Here is a 19,593-nt window from a genome sequence, read left to right on the forward strand (position 1 = left end):
GCGTGCTATGTGGGAATCCATACTCAATAGTAAATCGCACAGGGCGCGGAGGGTGATTTCCGATCCCGAGCGGCTGGAAAAACTGGCGAAAGACAGCTTTTCCCTTTTGCGGGGAAAGCAACGTTTTTCCCGAGTGCAATCGGAGGCGGAGCTTCTCGTTCACATGGTGAAAGATACGGTAAGCGGACGCTATAGGGGAATCGGCAAAAAGAATATTCTCATGATCGTGGCAGGGCTTTTATACCTCGTCAATCCCATGGACGTCGTGCCGGATTTCATTTTTGCCATCGGTTTTGCCGACGATCTCGGCGTACTGGTCTACGTCATGTCGAAATTATCCGAGGAAATCGCCGATTATCGTCAATGGAAGAAAAGGGAAGAGGAGCGGGTAGACGCTCCCGATTTGGAAGGGTACACCGTAATCGAAGAAGACGCATAAGGAGGACTTATGAAAAAATTCGTTGCGGCAATTATTTGCCTACTACTTTGGACAGCGCCTGTTATGGCGGAAAATGCAGAAAGCGTAAACCCCGAAAATGAACGGAACCCGGCAAACATGACCGCAAAGGAAAATGTTCCGGCGGAAAAAGAAACTCCCCACGGCGTGTTTATGGATCCCATCGTAACGGGAATGCGTACGGTAACGGGATTTGGTGCGCCTAACGCCAATATAACTATTTACGACGCAACATCGGTGGTTATGGGAAAGGGCACGAGCGACGGAAACGGTCGTTTCCAAATTACCTTGACGCGCACCATTCGCATCGGCGATGTACTCGTGGCAAAAGACGATCACAACGGCGAATTTAAAGCGCCGGCGGAAACGTTGGCGACCGTGGAACGTCGCGCCTATGTTTCCGGCCATCGCCATTACATGAACCCCAACGTCGTCGTGAGTCGCGCGGAAGTGGCCATGATGGTGGCTCGCATCGAGACGGGGAAGACGACCCTTCGAGGCATTAAAAAAAGCGGCTTCCGCGATGCATCGGGCGGCTGGTACACCACGGCCGTCGATTATGTGAGCCGCAAGGGCATTTTGCGCGGTTATCCCGACAATACATTCCACCCCAATCGCGGCATGACGCGGGCGGAATTTGCCAGCATGTTGTGTCGTTTTGCGCCGGCTGCCAAGGCAACGGGCCACCCCTTTAGAGACAGCTACGGCCATTGGGCGAGCCGTTCCATCGGTAGAGCCTACAACAGCGGATGGATTTCGGGCTACGGCGACGGAAAATTCCATCCCAATCGTCGCGTCACACGGGCGGAAGCTGTGGCCATGTTAAATCGTTCCATGGGTCGGAAGACTACCGCCGCAAGTTTTAGAGAAACCACGCACATGGATCGCATGGTGAGCTTTATCGACGTGCGCCCGAATCACTGGGCATATTACGATTTGTTGGACGGCGCCAATACCCACCGGGTAATGGAAAAACAAAACAAAAAGGCCGTCGATCGTTGGGTACAAGTAGGAAAATAAAAAAAGCCCCCGAGAGGGCTTTTTTTAATGGGCAAATTGACAAAAAGAGGTAATTTAGCCGCTGACTTTTTTCAGTTCTTCCACCATATTTAAAGCTTTAATCTTCCGTCGTCCCAACCATTGGGCGGCGACAAAGACTGCGAGATCCAGCGCGTAAATGTAAAGGTAGCTGGTCATGGCGAAGTGGGGTTCCATGTAGACGGAAAGTTTAGAAATGGAAAGGGCGAAGAGATAGCGCACAAGGCGATCGAAGATGGGGAGGCTCAAGGGATAAAAGAGAGCCACGGCGATGGTCATGCCCAGTAAATAAATGGAGGCCACTTCGCCGTCTCCGTAGCCGAAAATTTTCAGGTAGCAAATATCTTTTTGCGATTTTTCCAAGATCAGCTTGCTGACGGTGTAGACCAGAGTAAAGTAGAAAACAATGGCCAAAATACAGGTGGTACGCAGGGCGCCGTCGAAGTTTTCCAGAAAAGCTTCCAGGTAGGCTCCCGTTTTGTCGCGATCGATGGTGGTAATCAGTAGATCGTCGTTAATTTTTAAGGGCGTATCGGACCAATAGAGATTAAAATTTCCCGGGTCTTTGTCGATCAATCGGTTGAGATTGTCCATGGGCATAAGGGCTTGAATCGAGTGAATGTCGTGGGCAATGGCGGCGACATGTAATGTTTTGTAGTGTTTCGAGCCGGGAAGTTTTACCTCGATGGCATCGCCGATGTCCAAGTTATCTCGATGGGCGAGGCCTGTGGAAATCACCACGTCATGGGGCTTCATGGATGAGGGCAAGTCACCGTCAAAGGCCGTATGTTGATCGGGGCCCAGCACATTGAGTTGTGTTTTCTCCTCGCCTTTTTTGTAATCCATGGTGAGGCTCAGTCCCTTAACTCCGTGAACGTCGGGGTCGGACGCCTTCACAAGATAGGTGTAATTGTACTTCATGTCCTTTTTAACGGAATCCGCATAGTCGTCGAACATAGGGCCCAGGGCGACGGAAAAGAGGAGCAGGAGATTGCCCACAAACATTCCGAAGAAAAGGGCGAGAACATTTAAGCGGTTTTCCGTCAAAATGCGCAGGCGGGCGGCGCGCTTAAAGGAAAATCCGTCGAATGTCGGGGCGTTCTTTCTTTTTTTGCGGTAAAATTCCCGTCGTAAAAAGCGTAGAGGGGACAGACGGAAATAGCGAAGAAGTAGCATGCGATTGACGAGCCACACGATACCCAAGGGAATGATGGTGGTAATGGCGAAGGCCTTCAATGAAAGAATGGGCACAAAGGGTGGAAGATTATAGGAAGTGTAATAAAGGTCGGCGTAAAGGGTGTAGCCTTTTGTGTAGGCGAGGATATTGCCGAAAATGCCCGACAAAATAACCAGGCAGGTGGGCACGAGGCTGTAGTGGCGAATTAATGTTTTCGCTCCGTACCCCATGGAAAGGAGCGTGCCGATGACCGGCGCTTCTTCCCGCAGCAGCCCGCGGGTTTGAAGGGCGCTGATAAACCCCAGAGAGATAAAGAGAATGACGAGGGTGATGGTCATCATGGGCACATCGCCGCCCATGTCGTCGATAAAGTATTGGATGCAGCGATTGTCGTAGAAAGTGGTGGCACCTAAAATAGGTCCGGATTTTTCGGCATCGGAGAGAATGTCTTCAAATCGATCCCGGGCTTTTTCTTCCGAAAGGCGCTCGTGATTTCTGTAAGAGTAGAGGTAATGATTTTTTTCTTTCAGGGAATCAAATACATCTTTTGTGACGAAGGCGACGGAAAAATGTTTCGTATCCATTGCCAGATCCCCCTGGGTTTTTAAAATCGTGGAGTAATCCGGCGTGGCCACTAAGGCCGTAATCTTATAATCCTCGTCGTCGAGAGTTAATTTGTCCCCGGGGACGAGATTTTCGGCTTTTGCAAAATTGGCGGCGACGGCGATTTCGCCCTTGGCTTTGGGAAGGCGGCCGGCGTGAATGGCGGCGGTGTTGATTTTTTCGCGATTGGCGAAGACGCGTAGAATTTTCTCCCGCCTGTCGTCGTCTCCCGGCACGCGACACTTACTATCTTTGTAAAAATTTTCAACGAGATCCACATCTCGTTTTTTAATGGCATCCGATCTTTCGTTTGTCAACGGATTGGCCATGAGAAATTGCCCGTCTTCCACTTTATTTTCCCGAAGCCCCTTGTAGTAAAGGGGTTTAATGGAATTTTGGCTGATAAAAAAGGAAGACGCAAAGGTCACCGTCAGAAGAGAAATGAAAAACAGCGGTAAATAGACGCCGGGTTTTTTCAAAAACAGTCGCGGAATCCGTCGATGAATGGGGTTTTTCATTACCATTGCACCTCCTCGGCGGAGAGAATGTGTTCATTTTCTTCGTAGGATTTTAAACCGCCGTCGTGGAGCCGGAGGACGACGTGGCACATGGAGGCGATGGCCTCATTGTGTGTGGCGATGATAATGGTGGTTTTGTATTTACGATTCAGTTCTTCGATTAAATGCAAGACACTTTTGGCGCTTTCGTAGTCCAAGGCGCCGGTGGGTTCGTCGCAAATAAAGAGAGAGGGTTTTTTCGCCATGGCGCGGGCGATGGAAACACGTTGCGCCTGGCCGCCGGAAATTTCCGTGGGGAATTTATGGAGCTGATCGGCGATACCCAATTCCTTCGCCAAAGCATCCACATCCAAAGGATCGTCGGAAAGATAGGCGCCCGTCAGAATATTCTCCCGTACGGTTAAATTTTCTACCAAATTATAAAACTGAAAGACAAAGCCCAATTGTTTTCTGCGGTAGCGTTCCAGCTCTTTTTTATTCATAGGCGCCAGATGATTTCCCGCCACAATAATATCCCCTTCGTCCATGGATTCGATGCCGCCTAAAATATTTAACAAGGTGGACTTACCCGATCCGGACGGGCCCAACAAACAGGCGAGGCACCCCTCCGGGAGCGAAAAAGTAATGCCTTTTAAAACGTGGAGCCGTTGTGTTTTTGAACCGTAACTTTTATGTAGATTATGAACAGTGATCATGGGAGCCTCCTTTAAAATTATTTGATATTATTTATCAAGCTTATTGTATTCCTGCGAGCACAACTTGTCTATAGTATTGTTATTTATTCATATAAATAGTTGATTTTAAAAGAGGACAATAAAATCCCCTCGCAAAGGCGAGGGGAAATGATTAATTGCTCCGATCGTTCATGGAAAGGTATTTTTTTCTGGAGTTTAAGTGGACGTATGCCGGGCGGATGATTTTTGTGTCCTGTACTTGTTCCAAGCGGTGGGCACACCAGCCGGCCATACGCGCCGTAGCAAATAGTGGCGTGTAAAGGTCTCGCGGGATGCCGAGCATTTGGTAAACGAGCCCCGAGTAAAGGTCGATGTTTGCGGGAAGGGGGTAGGAGGTCCCGTTTCGTTCCTGTAAAAGGCGGCCGCCGATGGATTCTACGAGACGAACAAAGTTGAATTGATCCGAATAGCCTTTTTGTTCCGCCAGTTCTTTTGCCTGTTGCTTCAAAAGTTCCGCACGGGGATCGGAAAGTGTGTAGACTGCGTGGCCTAAGCCGTAAATTAAACCTTTGTTGTCGAAAGCTTGTTTGGCCAAAATGCGGCGCAAATAATCTTCGATATCCGCTTCGTTGTGAATGTCCCGCACATTGGATGCGATGTCGTCGAGCATGGCGGAGCACATTAAGCTGGCGCCCCCGTGGCGTGGGCCTTTTAAACTGCCGAGGGCGGTGGTAATGGCACTGTATGTATCCGTTCCCGACGAGGAGACGACGTGGGTAGCGAAGGTGGAGTTGTTCCCGCCGCCGTGTTCTGCGTGGAGGGTGAGCATTAAATCCAACATTTTCGCTTCGTCGTTGGTGTAATCGGAATTTTTGCGAATTAAGTGGAGAATTAATTCGGCCGTGGACATATTTTTGTCGGGATAGTGGATGACCAGGCTGTCGCCGTCGATGTAGTGTTTTTTCGCCTGATAGTTGTAGGCCATAATGAGGGGCGTCTTGGCGAGTAAACTCATGCTTTGACGCAAAACATTGGAGGTGGTGGTACTGTCCGGATCCACGTCGAAAGAATAGAGGCAAAGGGTGGAGCGCATCATTTTGTTCATGACGTCGCGACCTGGAACTTTTAAAATCGTGTCTTCTAAATAATTTCTCGGAAGACTTCTTTCTTCGCCTAACATTTCTTTAAACACGGCGATTTCTTTTTTCGTCGGCAGATTTCCGAAAAGTAGAGTGAAGGCCACTTCTTCGTAGCCGAAACGATCGTTTTCTTTAAAATCTTTCACCATATCTTTTACGGAATAGCCGCGGTAGAGCAAATCTCCTTCTTCGGGGATTTTTTTGCCGTCTTTTTTTTCGTAGCCGGTGACGAAGCCGATGCGGGTAATGCCCACGAGGACGCCGGTGCCGTCGGGATAGCGAAGGCCGTGTTTAACGTCGTATTTTTGGTAAAGCTCGCGATTGATATAATCTCGCTCAGTGATTTTATGGGCGTAATCATCTAAGCGATGATCCATTTTTATATCTAGCATGATCCACCTACTTTCTCTAATAAGGCTTGAGTGTATTCCTTTGTCGTCAGGCTGCCGCCTAAATCTCTGGTGCGCGTCGCCGGATTGGAAAGCACGTCGTCGACGGCGCGGCGAATGTGATCGGCTTTTTCCCTCTCCCCGATGTCGTCGAGAAGGAGGCAGGCGGAGAGGAGCATGGCCGTTGGATTGGCAAGGCCTTTGCCTGCAATATCCGGCGCGGATCCGTGAACCGATTCGTAAATCGCCATGTCCCGGCCTTTGTTGACGCCGGGAATCATGCCCAGCCCGCCGATTAAGCCGGCGCCTAAATCGGAAAGAATATCGCCGTAGAGGTTTTCCGTCACCACCACGTCGAATTGCCCCGGGTTCATGACCATTTGCATGGCCATATTATCCACGAGAATTTCCTTCATGGGAATGTCGTAATCTTTTGCCACTTCCCGCGCTACGTCGAGGAAGAGGCCGTCGGTAGCCTTCATAATATTGGCTTTGGTCACCACGGTGACGGACCTGCGATGAAAGCCCGCGGCGTATTCAAAAGCGGCGCGAATAATGCGTTCGGATTTTTCCCGCGTAATGATTTTAATGGAGTGGGCTTCGTCGTCGGAAATAATTTTTTCCACGCCGGCGTAAAGATCTTCCGTATTTTCACGAAAGAGCACCATGTCCACGTCGTCAAATTTCATGGGAAGCTTGGCGGCGGGACAAATAGGGCGAATGTTTTGGTAGAGATCGTATTTTTTGCGCAGCTCCACATTGACGCTGCGGAAGCCGTGGCCGATGGGGGTGGTAATGGGGCCTTTTAACGCCAGTTTATTTTTTTCCAGGGAGCGGAAGAGGGCGTCGGGCAAATAACTGCCTTCCTTTTCAAAGACCGTGCTGCCGGCATTGACCTCTTCAAATACAATGGGTGCGTCGACGGCGGATAAAATTTCTTTCACCGCCTCTGCGATTTCCGGGCCGATGCCGTCGCCCGCGATTAGGGTTACGGTTTTCATACGCTCTCCCTTCTGTTTTTCGTGTAATTCAAGTAGCCGCCTTCCAGGAGCATGTCCCGTTCTCTTTCGCTGAACTCGCCGAGAAGTTCAATATTTCCCGCCGGCGTGATCAAGGTAAAGTTTCCACTTTCCAGAGATTTTTTAACATCGTCGAGTTCCAGATGATCCCATTCGCTGATCTTTTCGTAATCTGCAGGATCTTTAAAGACTAAAGGAAGGATGCCGGCATTAATAAGATTGGATCTGTGAATGCGGGCAAAGCTTTTGGCGATAATCGCTTTTACGCCCAGGTAGAGGGGAAGGAGGGCGGCGTGTTCCCGGCTCGATCCCTGTCCGTAATTTTCGCCGCCGACGACGATGCCGCCGTTGTGTGTTTCGGCGCGTTCTTTAAAATCCTCTACGAGAGTGGAAAAGGCGTAGTTGGAAAGCTTGGGAACATTGGAGCGATAGGGTAAAAGTTTCGCCGTAGAAGGGCAAATGTCGTCGGTGGTGACATTATCTTTTGCCTTTAAGAGCACGTCCCCTTCAATTTTATCCGCGATGGGTTTTGCCAAGGGGAAGGGCTTAATGTTCGGCCCCATTACGGTTTCTTTCGGCCGTTCGCTTTTTGCCTTGGGATAGATTAAATAATTGGTGGCGTGTTCGTAGGATTCCGGTTCTTCGATGTAATCCAGCCCTTCCAAATCGGCGGGGCTTGCGATATAGCCTTTAATGGCCGATGCGGCACAGGTTTCCGGGCTCGCCAAATAAATTTTCGCATCTTTCGTGCCGCTTCGTCCTTTAAAGTTACGGTTAAAGGAGCGAAGGCTCGTGGCGCCGCTCTTCGGAGCTTGCCCCATGCCGATACAGGGGCCGCAGGCGCTTTCCAAAATCCGCGCGCCGGATTGAATCATCGTCGCCAACGCGCCGTTTTCCGAAAGGGCCTGTAAAATCGTGGCGCTTCCCGGAGAAATAACGAGGCTCACATCTTCGTGGACTTTTCGCCCTTTTAAAATATGGGCCACTTTCATCATGTCGGTGTAAGAGGAATTGGTGCAACTGCCGATGGCCACCTGATCCACTTTGACCTCGCCAAGCGTATCGATGGCTTCGTATTGATCGGGGAGATGGGGCTTTGCCACAGAGGGCACGACTTTTCCCAGATCCAGTTCCATGATTTCGTCGTAAACCGCATCTTCTGTGGCGCAAATCGGTTTAAAATCGTCGCCTCGTCCGTGGCGACGCATAAAAGCTTCGGTAATTTCGTCGGCCGGGAAAATGGAAGTGGTGGCGCCCAGTTCCGCGCCCATATTGCAAATCGTGGCGCGATCGGTGACGGAAAGATTTTTCACGCCTTCCCCTGAATATTCCACGATGTAGCCCGTGCCGCCTTTTACGGTTTTTTTGCCGAGAATGGTGAGGATCACGTCCTTTGCGTTGACGCCGGGGCGGAGTTTGCCAGAAAGCTTAATATTTAAAATCTTCGGAACCTTTAAATAATAAAAACCGCTCGCCATGGCCACGGCCACGTCCAAACCGCCGGCGCCGATGGCGAGGGAACCGATGCCCCCTGCCGTCGGCGTGTGGGAGTCGCTTCCCACCAACGTTTTGCCGGGGCGGGCAAATTGTTCCAAATGGACTTGGTGGCAAATGCCGCCACCGGGTTTTGAAAATACGAGACCATATTTTTCAGCTGCGGATTGAATAAATTGATGATCATCCGGATTTTCAAAGCCCGTTTGCAACATATTGTGATCGATATAGGCGACAGAAAGTTCCGTGCGAATATCATCGATCGCCATTGCCTCTAATTGAAGATAGACCATGGTGCCAGTGGAATCTTGCGTCAAGGTTTGATCGATTTTAATTTTAATCTCTTCTCCTTGGCGAAGCTCCCCTTCCAGTAAATGCTCTTTTAATAATTGATAAGCAATGGATGTCATACTACCTCCTATATGTAAATCGAAGTTTTGAAAACGACAATACCGTTTTTAAATTCATATAATCGTTTCTGGTTCCAGTATACACTTTAAGATGGTAAATTCATAGAGGATAAAATGATGTAGATTGTATATTTTCGAAAATAAAAAAGTTCCTATTTTAAAGGAACTTCAATAGGCTGCTTGTTTTTAAAATAGGTCAGATGTTGAAAGCCGAGAGCTTTTAAATGTTCCCGCGCTTCGGAAAAACCGCGGCCGATGTGGGCGGGGAAGTGGGCGTCCGATGAAAGGCAGATCCGTTCGCCGCCGAGATCTCTGTAAAGTTTTAAAATGTCATCTTTCGGATTGCCGTAGGGAAGGCCGCGGAAAAATCCGCCGGTGTTATATTCCACGACGATGTTTTTTTGAATGACGCTTTTCAAAACGGCGGCGACGATGTCGCGATAACGAACAAATTTCGGGATCATGGATTTATCCGTAAGGTAGCGGTCGACGTAATCCATGTGGCCCAACACGTGAAAGCCTTTGGTGGATTCGACGGCGTTGAACATTTCCTCATAATAATGAAGGTAGTAATCTAAAAAATCCCCCGTCATACGGCGAATGGTGGAGGCGACGTCTTGATTATCTAATGTATGCATGGAGCCGATAAAAAAATCGAAACGATCGTCGGCCATGGCAGGTTCGATGACGCGATTCATGGAGGGATTGAGACCCATTTCGCAGCCGATTAAAATGTCAATTTTGTCTTTATACCGTTCCTTTAAACCATTTAGTTCCTTTATATAGGCGTCGAAATCGAAGACATAATCCAACGCGTTGTCGACGCGGTCCACGTGATCGGTAAAAGCCAAGACCTGAATATTGCGGTCGATCGCCGCAAGAATATTATCCTCGGGATCCGATTTGGAATCGGGAGAGTAGCGGCAATGGGTGTGAGAATCTATGAGCATAAGGATCTCCTTTTTTAAAAAACGTAACTTTATTCTATAAATCGTTACCCAAGTTGCATAAATTCAACACGGTAGGGTACAATTAACAATAGGAATCACTAAACAGGAGGTTAATTATGATTTTTGATTTATTTGGAATGCGTGAAAGAGAACAATATTGGCGCGAAGAACGTGCACGTAAATTTGCTTTAGGTGCAGCACTTGGTGCAGTAGCCGGTATTTTATTTGCTCCCCAAAGCGGCAAAAAAACCCGCGAAGATATTGTAGAACGTTCGAGAGATTACGCTGAAAATGCAAAAGATTTCGCCCTCGATACAGCGGACGAATTAAGCATTCGCGCTTATGAAGCGCAACAAGCCGTTCAAGACACTTACGACGATTTAAAACTTCGTGCCGCCATTAAAGCCGACGAAGTACGCGACGACGCCGAAATTGCAAAAGCAAAAGCGAAAGCCATCGGTCAAATCGTACGCCAAGAAGGCGCTTATGTAAAATCGGAAGTAAAGGAAACGGCAGGCGCCATCGGCGATGCTGCAAAAGAAGTCGGCGACGAAGTAAAGGTTCAAGCAGACGAAGCGAAAGACCAAGTTAAAAAAAGTGCCGATAAAATCGCAAAAGCCGCCGAAGAAGCCGGCAAAAAAAGCGAAAAAGTTGTAAAGGAAGACAAAGACAACAAATAGAAACGGGAGGTCACCATGGATACGACAATTACTTTAAATGACCTCTTACGTCTACTGCTTTATGTTGCAGGTATCGGCGCGCTCGTCTACTTGGCGATGGCGCTGAAAAATGTAGCGGCTATCTTAAAAGTAGTGAAGAGCAAATTGGAAACACACGAAGCCGTCATCGACGACACTTTCCAAAAGCTTCCCACTATTACAGATAATGCCACTATTATCTCCACCAATGCATCCCGCATTACCACCGACGCCACCGAAATGGTGGAAGTGGTGAAACCGGAGGTTGAAAAAATCGCCTCGACCGTCGGCGAAGTAACCGGCACGGTAGATTCCGTGGCGCGCAAATTGGATCAAACCTCTTTGAAGCTTCAAAACACGGCCAATGTAGTGTCGGATTCCATTACCGACACGGCGAAGACTATTTCCTTTAACGCCAACAATGTAGTGGATTACTTCTACATTATGCGCGAAGTATTGGAATCTATTCGCGACGTCATGAAGACGCGCTAATCGAAAGTAAAAGAGAAACGGTTCGCCGTTTCTTTTTTTGTGGAAAAAATCAAACGCTTTCCAAAAACAGCCGTAAAAATCATCGAGAGGAAAGTTTTTATATTTTCCCGATTTCACATTTTAAAGAAAAGGCCATGGACAAAAAACGGGCTAAATGGCGACAATATTTTTTTCGCGGGAAAAGAATTCATGACTTGCCGGGAATTTTTTCAAGTTATTTTCCACCGAAAATTTTATGAAAATAAGGGGAAAGAACTTTTGTGGAATCGTTCGCCATGGCGTATAATAGAAGTGAATAGAGGTGTGGTATGAAGCGTATAAAAATCATCGCCAATCCGTCCAGCGGCAGAGAAGAGGCGATGGAAGTTATAAAAAAACTAATCGTCCCCTTTGCGGCCAAAGGCGCGACGGTGATCTTGGAATTTACGCAGAAAAGCGGCGACGCCAAACGCTTTGCCATGGAAGATGACGGGGAAGACTGTATTATTTCCATGGGCGGCGACGGCACGGTCAACGAAGTGGTCAGCGGGTTGTATGCCGCCAAACGCAAAGTGCCCCTCGGCATTTACCCGGCGGGAACGGTAAACGATTTTGCCGAATCCTTAGGCATTCCGAAAGATCCCTACGATTTTTACGCCATGGTCTTTTACGGCAAAAGGCGCAATGTGGATATCGGCCTCTGCGGCGATCGCGCCTTTGTCAATGTATGCGCCGCCGGTCTTTTTACGGAAATCGGCTACAATGTGGCGGGAGAAGCCAAGTCCACCATGGGCAGGCTCGCCTATTACGCCGAAGGGCTACGGGCTTTTCGCGTAACCGATCTTTCCAAAGACAGCTTTAAACTGACGGTGGAAACCGACGAGGAAACCTTTGAAACACAGGCACTCATCGCCATGGTTTCTAATTCGTCCAGCGTCGGCGGCTTTTCAAAAATCAGCCCCACAGCCGATGTGGAAGACGGAGAACTGGAATTAATCGTCATCGAAAAAATGAGCCTTTCGAAATTACTGGAGCTTTTTACCTCCATCGGTCTCGGAAAACATATCGATCACGATCATTTTATCTATCGAAAAGTAAAACGCGTATCACTCAATGCGGACAAGGAAATGCACATCGACATCGACGGCGAAAAAGGCCCCCTTTTACCGAAAACCATTCAAGTGGTACCCGGCGCCATTCAAATCATTACGAAATAGGAGGAATTATGGCATCGACAATTAAAGACGTAGCGAAGATGGCGGATGTTTCCATTTCCACTGTCTCCCGAGTTATTAACGACTCAAAACCGGTTAGCCCCGAAGCGAGACGCCGCGTGCTCCACGCTATCGGCGTATTGGATTACAAGCCCAACGAAGTGGCGAGAAGTTTGGTAACGAAGAAAAGTAATATTATCGGCGTCATCGTATCCGACGTAGGGAATCAATACGTATCCCAAGTCCTTCGAGGCGTTGAAGAAATCGGCAGAATGTATAATTACGATATTTTACTTTCCTCTTCCTACGGCGATCCCGAAGTGGAACTGAAATTCGCCAATCTCTTCAGCCAAAAACAAGTGGAAGGGATCATTATAATTTCGGAAATTTTAAACCAAAAGCTACTTTATAAATTAGACGAATTTAAAATTCCCTGCGTCGTCATCAATCGCTTCTATAATATCGACGAAGCGCCGACAGTTACCACCAACAACAAAGCGGCAAGCTTTAATATGACCGATTACCTCATTAATTTAGGCCATACCTCCATCGGCTACGTGGCGTTGAGAAAAGACATGGATCGTACCAACGAAAAATACAAGATTCGCGGTTATCGCGACGCCATGCGCGCCGCCGGGCTCAAGCCGTCGATTTTATATTGCGAAGGTTTGACGGAAAAAGATGCCGTCGAGGTTTTTGAAGAACACGAAGACGATTTACTTAGCGGAAAATATTCCGTTCTCTTCTGCAGCCAGGATTTAATGGCCATTCACTTAATGAACGTTATGCGGGATAAGGGCGTGCGTATTCCCGAGGACATTTCCTTTGCGGGCTTCGGCGGCACCACCCTTTCTGAAATTTACCGCCCGAAACTGACCACGGTCAAAGAGCCTTATTACGACATCGGCGCCGTGGCCATTCGGAAACTTTTCAAAATTTTAGATGAGAAAAACGCCGATCGCGACGACGAAATGATTCTCCTTCCCGTGGAAATCATTAAGCGTCAAAGTGTCGTCGACCTAACGAAAAAAAGCGGAGAATCAGACGATTGAAGCCTCTTTTCATATTCGTTATAATTTAATAAGAAAGAAATTTATTGATTCATTCATTGATTATAAAGGAGTCAGTCCATTGAAAAAACTCATCATGAGTTTATCGGCATGCCTATTGCTTACAGGTTGCGGAGCCTCTGTAAGTTATAGTGCGGAAGAGCCAGTTGAAGATGAAACGAACACATTACCCGTAGAAGAACGGGCGGAGGGGCGGCGTTTGCTGGAAGACGGCACCTACGCCTCGGAAGGCCGCGGCATGCAAGGCGCGATTCGCGTGGAAATGCGCGTGCGCGACGGCTACATCGACAGCGTGCACGTCGTAGACCATTCGGAAAATGTTGGCGTCGTGGAAGATGCCTTCGAAACATTGGAAGACCGCGTGATAAAAAAACAATCCGCCGATGTTGACACGGTATCCGGCGCCACGGAAGCCAGCTACGGATTTTTAGAAGCGGCGAAAAACTGCATTCGCCAAGCGGAATGAAAGGAGCCCCATGAAATTATCCCATTATTATTTGCCGACCCTTCGTGAAGAACCGGCAGAAGCCGTTACCCGCGCCCACGGTTTAATGGCCAGAAGCGCCATGGCGCGCATGACAGGCGTCGGCGTTTACAGCCTACTTCCCTATGGCGTGGAAATGGTGGAAAAATTAAAAGGGGACATTACCCGCGCCCTCTTTGAAGACGGGTTAAGAGTATCCACTTCCCGCTTAAAACCCAGGGCCATGTGGGAAGCCAGCGGCCGCTGGGAAAACTATGGCTCGGGAATGTATAAAGTGGCGGATCGCTACAACCGCCAAGCCGCCCTCGCCCCGGAATCGGAAGAAGCCTTCTTAAATCTCGTAAGCGGCGAACTTAAAAGCTACAAACAACTGCCCCTTTTCCTTTACGAATCGGAAAAAGAATTTCGCGATGTGGAAAAACCGAAGGCAGGCTTTGGCGACGCCCGGGAGAGCGAAGTCATCGACGGCTATCGCTTCCATACATCCGTAGAAGGAAGCGAGGACTTTTACCGCGACAAAATCGAAAAGGCGAAAGCCCTCTTCGATCGTTGGCAATTATCCTATAAAGCCGTGGAAACCGACGACGCCTATATTTTCTACGGCACGGGCGAAGGCTATCCCGTAGAATTGGCGTGGTGCGGCGAGAAATCCTATTATAAAGACCTGGCGCCCGTTCGCTACACATTGCCCGGAGGGGAAGAGCCTCTGGAAATAGAAGATGTGCACACGCCCGATGCGGCCACCATTAAAGATTTAAGCGATATGATCGGCGTCGAGCCCGCCCGCTGTGCCAAAGCGGTGGATCTCAATGTAGACGGCGATGCGCTTTTCGTCTTCGTTCCCGGCGACCGAGATTTAAACCTGAAAAAACTCGCCGCCTATTTAAAAGTAAGAGAAGAATCTATCGACATGCTCGATGAAGAAACCATCGGCGAAATGGGATCTTTCCCCGGCTTTACGGGCCCCATCGGCCTGAGCGAAAAAGCGCGCATTATTGTAGACCGTTCCGTCACCAAAATTGACAACATGGTCGTCGGCGCCAATCGCGTAGATTACCACAGAAAAAACGTAAACTACGGCAGAGATTTCGAAGCGGAAATCGCAGACGATCTCCTCTCCGTAGAAGAAGGAGACGAAACGCCGGAGGGCGAAGCTTACACCTTCGGCACGGGCTTTGAACTACTTCGCGTAAAAAAACCGAGCGATGGATTTGCAAAAGCCATGAACGTTCAATTCATAAACGAAGAAGGCAAGGAAATGCCCTTCGTTACTACCGGCGTCGCCGCTCGCGTGACGAGCATGATGGCGGCAGTTTTAGAAGCCCATCACGACGATAAAGGGTTGAACTTCCCCGTAGGCCTCGCACCTTACGATGTGGCGATTACCGTCGTCAATATAAAAAAAGAAGATCAAATGGAAGGCGGCCTCGACCTGTACCGCGCCCTGAAAGAAAAAGGGATCTCCGTCTTGCTGGACGACCGAGGCGAACGGGCAGGCGTCAAATTTAACGACCGGGATTTGCTGGGCATCCCCCTACAAATTACGGCGGGGAAAGACATTGCAGAAGGACTTTACGAATGTAAACGCCGCGGAGGAGACGTTGAAAAACTTCCTCGTGACGGTGTGCTGGATTTTGTCCTAAAGGCACTTTCATAAACTAAAAACCTCGCGCGACGAGGTTTTTCTTTTTATGAATGTTATAAAATCGTAACGTGAGGAAAGAAAAAAAGCCTTATAATAGACGAAAAGGAGGTATGGTATGAGAAAAAGAGTATTACTATGGGCGATGCTCTGTCTTTTTCTAAGCGTGACCACCGGGGTCTATGCGGTTGAAGATGTACAGACGACACTGTCCCTTCCCAAAACCTATCAGCAAAAAGGGGGAGACAGCTACCCGATGAGCCTCGCTATTACACTGCCTACTGATTACAAACAAAACCTGAAGACATTCTCACTGTCCTTTCTCGTGGATAAATCGGTACGTGTCGATGATTTTAAATTGGACGGCCCCTTAAGCGACAACGACTACCGACTTTCCGCATCGAAAAGCGACGGGCCGAAACAAGAGATTATTACCCTCGTCATTCCCGATGCGAAAAACGTAAGGGGAAGAGAACTGAATCTGATCCTCAACGGAAAATTTAAAAAAGGCGTTAAAAACATAAACGAAGTCAAAATGTCGTACGCTTACAGCGTGGTGGATACGAAGGGAAAAGCCAAGAGCATCCAACGAGATGTGGTAAGCGAAAAAGGGCAACCGAAACCCTCCGGGCTCTTTACCGTAGACACCATCGAGCCCATGGACAACACCCTTACGGGAAAAGCGCCGGCGAAAACTCGCGTGCGCGTCTTTAACGGGCGCACCCTTATCGGAAGCGGCGTGGCGAAAAGCAACGGCACCTTCGCCATCGTCGTCAACCCTCAGGCGGAGGGATCGGAACTGAGTTTTGAATTTGCGTTGGGCAAACAAAACGAAACCGTTAAGGTGAAAGTAAAGAGCGCGGAAAAAATCCAGACAGGATCAAATCCGAACCGCAAAAAAATGCAGGATTACTTGGACATGGTGAAATCCGTTCCCCTGAAAAACGGCACCCACGTAGACCATCTCCAAATAAACGCCGCCGTCGCCACGGCGGAATTTGCCTTGGCAAAAGAAGAAAGCTACCCGGGCGAAATGGCGAGCGTGCAAAAAGCACTGGAAGAAGCGCTAAAAGTGGCTCGCCCCGGATATATGACAGGCTATCCCGACAAAACCTTTAAGCCGAAAAATGCCATGAGCCGCGCGGAAGTATCCGCCGTCTTTACACGCGTTTTAACTCGAGGGGAAAAAGTCGGCGCCTTCAGTTCCTTTAAAGACATCGACGACAGCAAATGGTACGCATCCTCCGTAGGCTATATGGAGAAAAAAGGTTTAATCAACGGCTATCAAGACGGCATCTTTAAACCGCAAAAAACCATTACCCGCGCGGAATTTGCCCGCATTTTGGCAGGGTATGCCGGTCTCCAACCCATGCAAGGGGGAAGCCCTTACAAAGACGTAAAAAGCGATCACTGGGCGAGCGGTTACATCGCCGCTGTGGAAAGCGCCGGTTTAATGAGCGGACGAGGCGACGGACGCTTTGCGCCTTCTGCGAACATTACCCGCCAGGAAGTATGCGCCGCCCTCAACAAAGCCCTGGGCCGGGAAGCCAACAAAAACTTCCTCGATACCTATGCCGTCAATTCCTTTAAAGACGTGAAGAAAGATATGTGGAGCTATTACCAAATACTGGAAGCCACAGGACAACCTCAATAAGAAGAAAAGCCCGATGCGTCGGGCTTTTAGTTAGGGATTTTATTCTTTAATATTAAATCGGCATGAAGGTATTAAATTTTATGCCGATTTTCAAATGTCAATTTTCCCTATAAAGTTGCATAAATCAAGACGGTTTGTATCTTTAACTTTGCATCTGGAGCTTTTTCTGATTGAACTGCAAAAATCGTCTCTATAAAAATTCTTATTATTCCTGGTTCAATTTCTTTAATACCCATGCACTTCCTAACAAGCTTAACGAATGAGTCCACATTAAGTTCTTCTGGCTGCGATTTTGTAAAAGTTTCTCTAGTTTAGTTGATTTCTGTTGATGGTCATATTCTCCCTTCGCTAGCCCAAATAAACGCAATGTTTCGATTAAAAAAGAAGGCGGAAATAGATTCGTCTTAAGAAATATGGAGAGATTAAGTTATAGAATGTGTGACAGAAAAATTACACGAAGTGCAATGTGATCAGGGGTGCAGTATGGGATTTTCATATGATAAATTATGTAAAGAATAATGAATGAAAAGATGAATAAACTGGACTTACAAAAAGTCATAAGTGCAACTCCTCACACCAGAGCTAAAATGGGACGAGATTAAAGAAGAAAGGTTAGAAGACTATGGAAAATAAAGTGAAGAAATTTTCTAAAATTATATTAAGGCTTTTTATTTTGCTACTGACAATCGCCATCTTCACTGGTGGGATTATGCTTGCCCTGTCACTCATTTTTTACGGAAAAACCTATTTTAACAGCGACTATAAAAATGCAAACCTAGTGATGTTAATGGGAACTACAGGTCAACTATTGGCGGCCATCTTGTTTGTAAAATTTATTTTGAAAAAGAAAAGTGACTACATCTTTTTTAAGAGAGAAAGCCTTGCCAAAACCACTAGCATTGGACTTTTCCTCGGATTCCTGCAAATTTCAATTTATGTCTTATTAGACTTGGGAAGGGGAGCCCTTGGATACAGTGGAAGTAACTATGGCAATTTCAATTTGATTTTTCTTGCCTACTTTATAGCATTTTTTATCCAGTCAACATCAGAAGAAGTCTTGGTAAGAGGAATCCTAACGAGAGTTCTACGTGATAGATTTGGAAGAAATGTTGCAATTCTACTTCCTTCGGTTTTTTTTGGACTTTTGCACCTGGGTAATGAGGGAGTTACGATTTTGTCCACTCTTAACACAATCCTAGTGGGCATATTCTTTGCAAAATTACTATTTTACAAAGAAAATATTGTGTTGACCTCTGGAGTTCACGCAGGTTGGAATTTCTCCATGGCAATGATTTATGGTTTAAACGTAAGTGGCTTTAATGGATTTGATAGCTTACTTAACTTTAAAATTTTAAATTATAACTTGTACGATGAAATATATGGACCTGAGGGTAGTATACTAGTAACATTTATTGAAATAATCAGCATTCTTGCTATATTTTACTTAGAAAGAAGAAAGAAAGTAAGAAATATAAGAAAATAGTATATTCAAGAATTCAACCTTATCAAAACGGATACTCTCCTTAATGGAGTAAAGAAGTAGTTGACATGGTTGTAGAGCAGGCGGAAATTTATAAAAAATAGTGAAAAGGCTATGAGCATTAAACTCATAGCCTTTTCTTTTGCTATCTAAAGACTTTCTAAATGAGTTTTTCTAAAGCCCCTAATTCAATGTGCATCATGTCGGGCTTTTTTATGGGGAAAGTGAGCACTCGGTTTTTGTCCATGTTCGGAGGCTATGCTATAATAAACAAGATAGATTGGAGGCATTATGAATTTACACATGGATTTGCATACGCATACCATCGCCTCCGGACACGCTTATTCCACTCTTAGAGAGAATATAAACGTCGCCAAACAAAAAGGATTGACGATTCTCGGAACCAGTGACCACGCCAAAGCCATGCCGGGCGTTTTTAGTAATGCGGTATTTGCAAACTACCGCGGAATTCCCCGGATCATCGACGATATACACGTGCTTTGCGGTGTAGAAGCCAACATTTTAAATCCGCAAGGGGAAATCGACATCGATCTCGACGGAGGTCGCGTAGATTATGCCATCGTAAGCTTGCATCGCCAATGTTACAGTTCCAAAACCAAGGAAGAAAACACACAGGCCATTATCAAAGCCTGTAGCCATCCCTTGGTGAGAATTGTCGGCCACCCGGACGATCGACGTTTTCCTTTAGATTACGATTTGCTCTCGGATTTTATCGTAGAGCGAGATCTTTTTTGTGAGGTCAACAATTCATCTTTGAAAGTTAATGGGCCGCGTCAAGGGGCAAGGGAAAACCTAAAGGTACTATTGCCGTTAGGAAAAGAAAAAAACATGAAAGTCATCGTGGGCAGCGACGCTCACATGGATGTGGAAGTGGGGAACTTCGATTTGGCGAGAGAACTCCTGGAAGAATTGGACTATCCCGAAGAGTTGATCGTCAACACCTGGAAGGACGAAGACATACTTTCCGCATTTACGCTAATGGAAAAATAAG

The 19,593-nt window shown here is 47.4% G+C and carries 19 protein-coding genes; 12 read left to right on the plus strand and 7 right to left on the minus strand.

Annotated features, from left to right (window positions below):
* Positions 1 to 7 precede the first annotated feature (7 nt).
* Both HMPREF1863_RS09355 and HMPREF1863_RS05390 read left to right on the plus strand, forming a co-directional pair.
* The gene (locus HMPREF1863_RS09355) at positions 8 to 439 is read left to right on the plus strand and encodes a YkvA family protein (RefSeq protein WP_068368229.1); all 432 of its coding nucleotides are present in this window, start codon (positions 8 to 10) and stop codon (positions 437 to 439) included.
* A gap of 9 nt (positions 440 to 448) precedes the next feature.
* Entirely contained in the window at positions 449 to 1,477 is a 1,029-nt protein-coding gene (locus HMPREF1863_RS05390) for an S-layer homology domain-containing protein (protein ID WP_068368231.1), read from the plus strand.
* A gap of 54 nt (positions 1,478 to 1,531) precedes the next feature.
* Here the strand turns inward: HMPREF1863_RS05390 and HMPREF1863_RS05395 are convergent, their stop codons facing one another.
* From HMPREF1863_RS05395 to HMPREF1863_RS05420, 6 genes are all read right to left on the minus strand, one after another.
* On the minus strand, positions 1,532 to 3,799 hold the full coding sequence (locus HMPREF1863_RS05395) for an ABC transporter permease family protein (RefSeq protein WP_068368234.1): 2,268 nt from the start codon (positions 3,797 to 3,799) through the stop codon (positions 1,532 to 1,534).
* Entirely contained in the window at positions 3,793 to 4,488 is a 696-nt protein-coding gene (locus tag HMPREF1863_RS05400; RefSeq protein ID WP_068368237.1) for an ABC transporter ATP-binding protein, read from the minus strand. The genes HMPREF1863_RS05395 and HMPREF1863_RS05400 overlap by 7 nt, the downstream gene beginning before the upstream one ends.
* 151 nt (positions 4,489 to 4,639) lie before the next feature.
* Positions 4,640 to 5,998, minus strand: coding sequence for a citrate synthase (locus HMPREF1863_RS05405; RefSeq protein ID WP_068368240.1), 1,359 nt, complete (start codon positions 5,996 to 5,998; stop codon positions 4,640 to 4,642).
* Complete coding sequence (locus tag HMPREF1863_RS05410) at positions 5,992 to 6,996, minus strand: isocitrate/isopropylmalate dehydrogenase family protein (RefSeq protein WP_068368246.1); 1,005 nt, start codon at positions 6,994 to 6,996, stop codon at positions 5,992 to 5,994. The genes HMPREF1863_RS05405 and HMPREF1863_RS05410 overlap by 7 nt, the downstream gene beginning before the upstream one ends.
* Positions 6,993 to 8,918, minus strand: coding sequence for an aconitate hydratase (locus HMPREF1863_RS05415; RefSeq protein ID WP_068368249.1), 1,926 nt, complete (start codon positions 8,916 to 8,918; stop codon positions 6,993 to 6,995). Before HMPREF1863_RS05415 ends, HMPREF1863_RS05410 begins: the two co-directional genes overlap by 4 nt.
* A gap of 152 nt (positions 8,919 to 9,070) precedes the next feature.
* Complete coding sequence (locus HMPREF1863_RS05420; protein WP_068368251.1) at positions 9,071 to 9,868, minus strand: histidinol-phosphatase HisJ family protein; 798 nt, start codon at positions 9,866 to 9,868, stop codon at positions 9,071 to 9,073.
* 116 nt (positions 9,869 to 9,984) lie between these two features.
* Between HMPREF1863_RS05420 and HMPREF1863_RS05425 the strand changes: the two genes are divergently transcribed.
* From HMPREF1863_RS05425 to HMPREF1863_RS05460, 8 genes are all read left to right on the plus strand, one after another.
* Entirely contained in the window at positions 9,985 to 10,548 is a 564-nt protein-coding gene (locus tag HMPREF1863_RS05425; protein WP_068368256.1) for a YtxH domain-containing protein, read from the plus strand.
* A 15-nt stretch (positions 10,549 to 10,563) separates the two neighbouring features.
* Positions 10,564 to 11,058 carry a hypothetical protein gene (locus HMPREF1863_RS05430; protein WP_068368258.1) on the plus strand — a complete coding sequence of 165 codons (495 nt, stop codon included), beginning with the start codon at positions 10,564 to 10,566 and terminating at the stop codon, positions 11,056 to 11,058.
* Between the two features lie 39 nt (positions 11,059 to 11,097).
* A complete protein-coding gene (locus tag HMPREF1863_RS09235; protein WP_068368263.1) occupies positions 11,098 to 11,370 on the plus strand; it encodes a hypothetical protein in 273 nt (90 codons plus the stop codon).
* On the plus strand, positions 11,367 to 12,254 hold the full coding sequence (locus HMPREF1863_RS05440) for a diacylglycerol/lipid kinase family protein (RefSeq protein WP_068368265.1): 888 nt from the start codon (positions 11,367 to 11,369) through the stop codon (positions 12,252 to 12,254). The genes HMPREF1863_RS09235 and HMPREF1863_RS05440 overlap by 4 nt, the downstream gene beginning before the upstream one ends.
* 8 nt (positions 12,255 to 12,262) lie before the next feature.
* Positions 12,263 to 13,303 (plus strand): LacI family DNA-binding transcriptional regulator, encoded by a 1,041-nt coding sequence (locus HMPREF1863_RS05445; RefSeq protein ID WP_068368267.1) that lies wholly within the window; start codon positions 12,263 to 12,265, stop codon positions 13,301 to 13,303.
* Between the two features lie 79 nt (positions 13,304 to 13,382).
* Complete coding sequence (locus HMPREF1863_RS05450) at positions 13,383 to 13,787, plus strand: FMN-binding protein (RefSeq protein WP_068368270.1); 405 nt, start codon at positions 13,383 to 13,385, stop codon at positions 13,785 to 13,787.
* A gap of 10 nt (positions 13,788 to 13,797) precedes the next feature.
* On the plus strand, positions 13,798 to 15,462 hold the full coding sequence (proS, locus tag HMPREF1863_RS05455; RefSeq protein ID WP_068368273.1) for a proline--tRNA ligase: 1,665 nt from the start codon (positions 13,798 to 13,800) through the stop codon (positions 15,460 to 15,462).
* 103 nt (positions 15,463 to 15,565) lie between these two features.
* Positions 15,566 to 17,101 carry an S-layer homology domain-containing protein gene (locus tag HMPREF1863_RS05460; RefSeq protein ID WP_068368276.1) on the plus strand — a complete coding sequence of 512 codons (1,536 nt, stop codon included), beginning with the start codon at positions 15,566 to 15,568 and terminating at the stop codon, positions 17,099 to 17,101.
* A gap of 107 nt (positions 17,102 to 17,208) precedes the next feature.
* Here the strand turns inward: HMPREF1863_RS05460 and HMPREF1863_RS08910 are convergent, their stop codons facing one another.
* Positions 17,209 to 17,337, minus strand: coding sequence for a hypothetical protein (locus HMPREF1863_RS08910; RefSeq protein ID WP_232300129.1), 129 nt, complete (start codon positions 17,335 to 17,337; stop codon positions 17,209 to 17,211).
* Positions 17,338 to 17,723: 386 nt separating this feature from the next.
* Here HMPREF1863_RS08910 and HMPREF1863_RS05465 point away from each other — a divergent pair, with 386 nt between their 5' ends.
* Positions 17,724 to 18,584 (plus strand): CPBP family intramembrane glutamic endopeptidase, encoded by an 861-nt coding sequence (locus HMPREF1863_RS05465; RefSeq protein WP_068368279.1) that lies wholly within the window; start codon positions 17,724 to 17,726, stop codon positions 18,582 to 18,584.
* 288 nt (positions 18,585 to 18,872) lie between these two features.
* Positions 18,873 to 19,592 (plus strand): PHP domain-containing protein, encoded by a 720-nt coding sequence (locus HMPREF1863_RS05470; protein ID WP_068368281.1) that lies wholly within the window; start codon positions 18,873 to 18,875, stop codon positions 19,590 to 19,592.
* The last annotated feature ends 1 nt before the right edge of the window (position 19,593 follow it).

Source organism: Aedoeadaptatus coxii (assembly GCF_001553115.1).
Lineage (GTDB): Bacteria > Bacillota > Clostridia > Tissierellales > Peptoniphilaceae > Aedoeadaptatus > Aedoeadaptatus coxii.